Origin of the sequence: Streptomyces katrae (genome assembly GCF_000966975.1) — a bacterium.
GTDB classification, from domain to species: Bacteria; Actinomycetota; Actinomycetes; order Streptomycetales; family Streptomycetaceae; genus Streptomyces; species Streptomyces katrae.
Genome location: NZ_JZWV01001569.1, coordinates 1 through 3,301 on the forward strand (window position 1 = coordinate 1; position 3,301 = coordinate 3,301).

At 72.4% G+C, this 3,301-nt stretch carries 4 protein-coding genes; 2 read left to right on the top strand and 2 right to left on the bottom strand.

Annotated elements, in window-relative coordinates; genetic code table 11:
- A partial coding sequence (locus VR44_RS39250; protein ID WP_045952475.1) for a rodlin occupies nucleotides 1–284 on the bottom strand: 284 nt, incomplete at its 3' end.
- 118 nt (nucleotides 285–402) lie between these two features.
- Nucleotides 403–657: a chaplin gene (locus tag VR44_RS39255; protein ID WP_094192206.1), complete on the bottom strand. Its 255-nt coding sequence runs from the start codon at nucleotides 655–657 to the stop codon at nucleotides 403–405.
- Between the two features lie 181 nt (nucleotides 658–838).
- On the opposite strand from VR44_RS39255, the gene VR44_RS39260 reads away from it, so the two are divergent.
- Both VR44_RS39260 and VR44_RS39265 read left to right on the top strand, forming a co-directional pair.
- Nucleotides 839–1,942 (top strand): hypothetical protein, encoded by a 1,104-nt coding sequence (locus VR44_RS39260; RefSeq protein WP_045952476.1) that lies wholly within the window; start codon nucleotides 839–841, stop codon nucleotides 1,940–1,942.
- A gap of 19 nt (nucleotides 1,943–1,961) precedes the next feature.
- Entirely contained in the window at nucleotides 1,962–3,182 is a 1,221-nt protein-coding gene (locus VR44_RS39265; protein WP_045952477.1) for a glycosyltransferase, read from the top strand.
- Nucleotides 3,183–3,301: the final 119 nt, after the last annotated feature.

Consider the following 3,301-nt stretch of genomic DNA (forward strand, 5'->3'; position numbering starts at 1 on the left):
GGGATGTCCTGGACGCCGATGTTGACCGCGGACAGGATCGACTGGGCGTTGACCTTGGCGGGCAGGGCGATGCAGGGCTTGTTGAAGGAGCCCTGGATCAGCGCCATCTGCGGGCTCATGTTGCCGTAGGTGGCCTGGTTGCCGTAGATCTGCGCGGAGTTGTTGCCGTTGACGGTGTTGATGCCGTTGTCGTTGCCGATGGCCATCGCCTGGGGGGCCATGGCGGCGCCGAGGCCCACGGTGGAGGCGGCAACCGCTGCGCCGGCGACAAGCTTCTTGATCATTATCATCCCTTTTTTGCAGGATTGCCCGGTGCTGGAGCATCCGGATCAACGGCCCGGCTGCGGCTCGGGTTGCGTCGCTTCACCCGGATGCCGCCGTTTCGGGCGGTCCGGTTGACGTTCAGGCGTTCACGCAGTGGTTGCCGAAGGCGGGGTTCAGCAGGCCGATCAGCTGGGCGGTGACGCCGCAGACGTTGACCGGCACGTCGACGGGCACCTGGACGAGGTTGCCGCTCAGCACGCCGGGGGACCCCGCGGCGAGGCCGTCCGCCGTCGCGCCGTCGCCGCCGTGCGCCGAGGCGAGGCCCGCGCCGCCCATCAGCAGCGCGGCGCCCGCGAGCGCCACCGTCGTGCCGCGCATCAGCCTCTTCTTCATCGCCGTATTCCTTTCGGTTCGAACTTCGAACAACGATGCACCGGCATAACGACTCGCCCACCGGCAGGGTGCGTGCTATCGCCCGAAAGGCCGTACGAGCGAGTCCGACGTGATTTCCAGCCCGATTTCTGACAAAGTTCACTCCTGTTTTGTCCCCTTGATCGAAAATGGAGACGGGGTCATGGGCTCCTCCCGCAGAATCCTCGGCGCGTTCGGTCTGCTGTCCTGCCTCGTACTTTCCGCACACGCCCCCTCGGCGGGTGCCGCGGTTCCCGCCGCGGCGCGTGAAATGCCCCGGATCCCCTTCACCCAGCGTTACCAGTCCGTGCAGCACGGCGGGCTGGTCCGCGCCTCGAACTCGGCGATCAGCTGCCGCCGCGAGGAGTCCCCGCAGGCCGAGCCGTGCGCCGAGGTCAAGAAGGGCGCGGCCGGGACCAATGGCGACTTCGAGATGTTCTACGACGAGGTCGACAAGGACCCCGACACCTACAACTCCACCCGCGCCGAGCTCAAGGTCCCGCAGGGCGCGAAGGTCTCGTACGCCCGGCTCTACTGGGGCGGGAACCTGCGGGTGGGGGAGCAGAAGCCGCCGGAGGACAACGGGCGCGTGCTGGTCGCCGAGCCCGGGGGCGCGTACAAGCCCGTGCTGGCCGACACCGTGATCGGGCACCGCACCGACGCGGGCAGCGACGCCTACCAGGCCTCGGCCGACGTCACCCCGCTGGTCCGCAAGGGCGGGGCGGGGATGTGGACCGTCGCCCAGCTCAACGTGGCCATGGGGCACTCGGACGTGGGTGCCTGGGGCGGCTGGACGCTGGTGGTCGCGTACGAGCACCAGCAGGAGCCGCTGCGCCGGATCTCGCTGTGGGACGGCTTCGAGCCGCTGGCCGCCGGGGCCGGCGAGGCCGCCGCGGAGGCGGTGGAGGTCGCCGGGCTGGACGCGCCCCCGGGGGCCGCGGGCAAGGCCGGGGTGGTCGCGTACGACGGGGACCGCGGGGCCCTGGGCGACTCACTCACCGTGACGGCGGACAGCGGGCGGCGGATCAATGTCAGCGACGCCGAAAACCCGTTCAACGACGTCATGAATTCCACGATCACGGATTTCGGACGCCCAGGATCAGTACGACAGCCTGAAAATATTAATAATCTCGGATATGACGCGGACGTGTTCGATCTGAGTCCCGCCCTGTCCGGTGGCGCCCGCACCCTGAACTTCAGGTTCACGGGCGAAAGCCAGGGTCAATTCCTCGGTGTGCTCTTCGTTCAGACAGACGCGCGCCGCTGAGCGCAGGAGACCGCTCCACGTGCCGAAACACCCCTCGCCGGCCGGCTCCCCGGCCGCGCAGTCCTTCACCGTCCTCCACCTCGTCCAGCCCGTCGAGGGCGGCGTCGCACGGGTCGTCACCGACCTCGTACGCGCGCAGTCCGCCGCCGGGCTGCGCGTCGTCGTCGGCTGCCCGGACGGCGGCGTCCTCGCCGACGGCGCCCGCGACGCCGGGGCCGAGGTGTTCACCTGGCGCGCCGGACGCTCCCCCGGACCCGGACTGCCGGCCGAGGTGCTCGCCGCCGCCCGCCTGGTCCGCCGCGTCCGCCCCGACCTGCTGCACGCCCACAGCGCCAAGGCCGGCCTGGCCGGGCGGATCGCCGTACGGGGCTCCCTGCCCACGGTCTTCCAGCCCCACGCCTGGTCCTTCGACGCCGTCGGCGGCACCACCGCCGCGCTCGCGCTGCGCTGGGAACGGGCCGGCGCCCGCTGGGCCGACCGGGTGCTCTGCGTCAGCGAGGCCGAACGCCGGGCCGGCGAGTCCGAGGGCATCACCGCCCGCTGGGCCGTGATCCGCAACGGCGTCGACCTCACCCACTTCCGCCCCGGCCACCCCGACCCCGGCCGCGACCGCGCCGAGGCCCGCGCCGGACTCCAGCTGCCCGCCGGTGACGGGCCGCTGGCCGTCTGCGTCGGCCGGCTCTGCCCCCAGAAGGGCCAGGACGTCCTGCTCCGGGCCTGGCCGGAGGTCCGCGCGACCGTCCCCGGCGCCCGCCTCGCCCTGGTCGGCGACGGCCCCGACGCCGACCGGCTGCGCCGCTCCGCACCCCCCGCGGTCCACTTCGCCGGGGCCGCCGCCGACATCCGACCGTGGCTTCGGGCCGCCGATCTCGTTGTACTGCCGTCGCGGTGGGAAGGCATGGCGCTCGCCCCCCTCGAAGCCATGGCCTGCGGCCGACCGGTCCTGGTCTCCGACGTCAGCGGTGCGCGGGAGAGCCTGCCGTCCGGCCACGGACGGCTCTGCCTGGTACCGCCGGAGGACCCGGCGGCGCTGGCCAAGGCCCTGGGACGGCTGCTCGCCGAACCGCGGCTGCTCACCGAACTCGGGGAGCAGGCCCAGCAGCACGCCCGGAGCGAGTTCGACGTGCGGCGGACCACGGACGCGGTCACCGGCCTGTACCACGAACTGCTGGGCAGGCCCGCCCCCTTGCTCCGCCGGGGGGACCCCCAGCCCTTGAACCAGGAGCGCATCAGCCGATGACGATGGACAGCGCAGCCGCCCGGCACACCGGGGGCCAGAGCGGCACGGGGCACGCCGGCGGCAGCGCCTTCGCCTCCGTGTCGCCCGCCGCCCCGCCCGCCGTGTCACCCGCCAAGCCC

What these genes read in the sequence shown, in the direction of transcription:
- VR44_RS39255 (WP_094192206.1), bottom strand. Translation starts at nt 657, where the DNA reads ATGAAGAAGAGGCTGATGCGCGGCACGACGGTGGCGCTCGCGGGCGCC.
- VR44_RS39260 (WP_045952476.1), top strand. Translation starts at nt 839, where the DNA reads ATGGGCTCCTCCCGCAGAATCCTCGGCGCGTTCGGTCTGCTGTCCTGC.